General features: G+C 62.2%; 3 protein-coding genes and 3 pseudogenes. 2 read left to right on the top strand and 4 right to left on the bottom strand.

Annotated elements, in window-relative coordinates; genetic code table 11:
• Positions 1-381 (bottom strand): transposase (locus NKH33_RS33015; RefSeq protein WP_352923713.1); only part of this gene is annotated, 381 nt, incomplete at its 3' end.
• Positions 382-478: 97 nt separating this feature from the next.
• Positions 479-580: pseudogene (locus NKH33_RS33010) on the bottom strand (LysR family transcriptional regulator); the annotation flags it as partial.
• Between the two features lie 575 nt (positions 581-1155).
• Between NKH33_RS33010 and NKH33_RS33005 the strand changes: the two are divergent.
• Both NKH33_RS33005 and NKH33_RS33000 read left to right on the top strand, forming a co-directional pair.
• The gene (locus NKH33_RS33005; protein ID WP_352458906.1) at positions 1156-1431 is read left to right on the top strand and encodes an acyl carrier protein; all 276 of its coding nucleotides are present in this window, start codon (positions 1156-1158) and stop codon (positions 1429-1431) included.
• Positions 1432-2637 (top strand): beta-ketoacyl-[acyl-carrier-protein] synthase family protein, encoded by a 1206-nt coding sequence (locus tag NKH33_RS33000; protein WP_352453892.1) that lies wholly within the window; start codon positions 1432-1434, stop codon positions 2635-2637. It begins immediately after the preceding gene.
• On the opposite strand, the pseudogene NKH33_RS32995 reads toward NKH33_RS33000, so the two are convergent.
• Positions 2624-2788 (bottom strand): annotated as a pseudogene (locus NKH33_RS32995) (LysR family transcriptional regulator); the annotation flags it as partial. The gene NKH33_RS33000 and the pseudogene NKH33_RS32995 overlap by 14 nt on opposite strands.
• 168 nt (positions 2789-2956) lie before the next feature.
• Positions 2957-3545 (bottom strand): annotated as a pseudogene (locus tag NKH33_RS32990) (transposase); the annotation flags it as partial.

Below are 3545 nucleotides of genomic sequence, written 5' to 3'. Positions count from 1 at the left end.
CTCCCGCACGCCGGGTAGGTTCTCCAGCCGGCACAGCGTCGATTGCGACGCCAGATCCCGACCCGACGGCAGCGCATCCTGGGCCATCTTGAAGACCGGATCGCGGCGCAGCCGGTTGGCGTCGTTGCCGTCCTCGTAGCCGGCGGCGATCATCTTCATGCGAAAGCCGATCATGTCCGCCAGGCTGTGGACGACCTGGTCCGGGCAGCGCGGATCGTCGATGCAACGCGCCAGACGCTCGGCCACCCGCAACCGCTTTTCCACCTCGGCCAAGGCCAGAACGCCGCTGTTGGACGACAGCATGCCGCCGTCGAAACGGGCGACGACGGACTTGCCGCCGACTGATGACAAACCGCTCAGCGGCAGCGCAAGATCGTTCATGGTGGGTGTGGTCTCCGGGAAATGGTTCGGATCGGCTTAAGCAACCAAATCCTACGTCATTTCAACGGCTTGCGCCACATCCACCAACCCCCATGAATTTGGTTAGGTTGATGCGGCGTGCCGCCGCCGTGAGGCCGCGCTCGCTCAGCAGCGCGTCGAGAACGACGAGAAGATTCAGATCGAGCCCTTTGAAACGCATGTCTTAGCTATCCATAGCGTGGATGCATTTGATTGAAACAAACGATTTTACCAATTTTCCGGAATGTCGCATGGACTTGGCAGGACCTCACGTGCGCCGATCACTGCCTCTATCGCGTGGCGAGTCCCATGAGAAGAGCCCGAAAGAGGAAATCTGTCGCATGCGGTGGAGATTGTACTGGGAATGAGAGGCAGCGCTCCGATCATGTCGAACTCTCCGACGAATGGCGGACCGGTACAATAGTTGATCGCAACTGGTCCGGAGCTATGAAACATCTCGATTACATATGAGGTGCCGAGTGAATACGCTGACAGCACCCACCGTCGCAGCGTTTAGCTGACGTTTGACGACGGTTCCTATCCATTTACACGCAGATTCTTGATGTGCTGGCGCAAAAGCGGGAGGCCGGCGACTGTTCTTCGTCATCGGGCTGACGCCGCAGAAGCCGGAACTCGTCCGGTTCCTATGGGCATTGGGCTTGGTCGGTCGCACAGGCTCTATGAGGGGCAATTTTGGCAACGCGACGCGACTCGGGTTTTGAACGACGCCGAAAACGCAAGCTGGAAAGGAACAAGATGGCAGATCAACTCGCCAACGAAATAATCGCCATTATCAAGAAGCGCGCCGCGTCGGAGGGCGGCATAGCGCCTGCCACAGGCGGCGAGATAACGGCTGCCACGGGACTGACTTCGCTCGGTATCGATTCACTGGGATTGGCGGACGTTCTCTGGGACCTGGAGCAGGCCTACGGCATCCAGATCGAGATGAATACGGCCGAGGCATGGTCGGATCTCCAGAATGTTGGGGACATGGTGGAAGCCGTGCGCAGCTTGCTCGCCAAGGGGGTGTGAATGGACAGGCGCGTCGTGATTACTGGGATTGGCGGTATTTGCGGGCTTGGGACCAACGCCGCCGCCATTTGGACAGAGATGCGAGAAGGCCGCTCCGCCATCGGCCCAATCGTCAACTCCGAGCTCCATGAATTGAGGGTCAGGATCGGTGCCGAGATCAAGGCGCTGCCGGAGCATGACATCGACGGCAAGCAACTCATCTCCATGGACCGCTTCAGCCTGCTCGCTGTGCTTGCGGCGCGCGAAGCCATGCGTCAGGCCGGACTTTCCTCCAAAGAGGGAAATAGCTATCGCTTCGGTGCGACGGTGGGCGTTGGCGGCTGCGGGTGGGATGCGATCGAGCAAACCTACCGCGCCATCCTTCTGGGCGGTAAGCGTGCCGCTCTCTTGACTGTACCCAAGGCGATGCCGGGTGCCGCTGCCGGCCAGGTCAGCATGAGTCTTGGTCTGCGCGGGCCGGTCTTCGGCGTCACGTCCGCCTGTTCCTCGGCAAACCATGCGATTGCCTGCGCGGTGGACCAGATCAGGCTCGGCCGGGCCGACGTGATGCTTGCCGGCGGCAGCGAAGCGCCGCTCATATGGGGTGTGCTGAAGGCATGGGAAGCGATCCGCGTGCTTTCGCCCGATACTTGCCGGCCATTCTCGGCCGATCGCCAGGGCCTGTCGCTTGGTGAAGGCGCCGGCATGGCGGTGCTGGAAAGCTACGAGCATGCCCTGGCTCGGGGCGCCACCATCCTTGCCGAAATTGCCGGTGCCGGCCTTTCCGCCGATGCGTCCGACATCGTCGCGCCGACTGTCGAGGGGCCGGAGGCAGCAATGCGGGCCTGCCTTGCCGATGCCAGGCTGGACGCCGAGGATGTCGACTATCTCAACGCGCACGGCACCGGCACCAAGGCCAACGACCAGATCGAGACGGCGGCGATCAAGCGCGTCTTCGGTCAGCACGCCTTCTCAATGTCCATTTCTTCTACCAAGTCCATGCACGCGCATTGCCTCGGCGCGTCCGGCGCGCTCGAGTTGATCGCCTGCGTGATGGCTATCCGCGAGAGCGTCGTGCCGCCGACTGCCAATTATCGTGAGCTGGACCCCGATTGCGATCTCGACGTCACGCCCAATGTGGCACGCGAGCGCAAGGTGCGCGTGGCACTGAGCAACTCCTTCGCCTTTGGCGGCACGAACGCGGTTCTGGCGTTCAGGCAGGTGTAGAAGCCATGAGAGATGCCTCCGGCAACATTATCTCTCGCATCCAGATGCTTGCCGGATAACTATTGTGAAGGGCGGGTCATTGACCGCCTCGGCGAATGCGGGAAGTGGCAGCGGAAGCTCGACGATCCGGGGGTATCGTCTTTGCGAAATTCTTAACTGTTGAAGCGGCTTGGACGTACCGCCGCCCCGTAAAAGGTAAGCGAGGCCCTGCGGGCTCGGCTTGAGGGTCTGAAGCTGTACACGACAATGTCTGGAAGCCGCAGGGTCGGCTCTGCGCCCGTTATAGTCGCCTGAGTGCTGCCGGCCCGGCCGCGCCGCGGGCGCCGTCAACGAACTCCTTGAACCTGCGGACCTTGCCTGTCTTGGCCGACGCTTCGAAGCGCGCCGTCGTGCTGGCCTCCAGATCCGCGACATGCTTGCGCAGGGTCGTGGTGGGCGCGAGGCCAAAGATGAAGTCGACGTCGTTGGCGCGGCACCAGTCGATGACCTGCGGGTTGCAATAATGGCTATCGCCGCGGAACAGGATTCGAATGTTCGGCCAGTTGATCCGGATCGCCCGCACCAGACGGCGCAGGTGGGGGCGGATCTCAGCCCCACTCGGCCGCTTGGCCGGTCGCAGGATCGCGCTGACGAACCGTCCCGCACCATCGAACACGACGATCGGCTGGAAGCCGTACTCGTCATGGTGGGCATTGAACAGGCGAAGCTGTTGGCCTCCGTGCACAGCGTCGAAGGTGTCGTCAATGTCGAGTACGATCCGCTTCGGCACCTGCCGGAACGAGGCGCAATAGAGATCGACCATCGCCCGTCCCATCGCGACCAGCTCCCGCACGCCGGGTAGGTTCTCCAGCCGGCACAGCGTCGATTGCGACGCCAGATCCCGACCCGACGGCAGCGCATCCTGGGCC

Origin of the sequence: Mesorhizobium sp. M1182, assembly GCF_040318335.1 — a bacterium.
Lineage (GTDB): Bacteria > Pseudomonadota > Alphaproteobacteria > Rhizobiales > Rhizobiaceae > Mesorhizobium.
Note: the sequence above shows the minus strand (reverse complement) of the source record. Positions and strands in the feature narration are given on the sequence as shown.

Bases quoted from the DNA above. Each gene is read 5' to 3' on its own strand.
- NKH33_RS33000 (WP_352453892.1), top strand. From the start codon at position 1,432: ATGGACAGGCGCGTCGTGATTACTGGGATTGGCGGTATTTGCGGGCTT.
- NKH33_RS33005 (WP_352458906.1), top strand. From the start codon at position 1,156: ATGGCAGATCAACTCGCCAACGAAATAATCGCCATTATCAAGAAGCGC.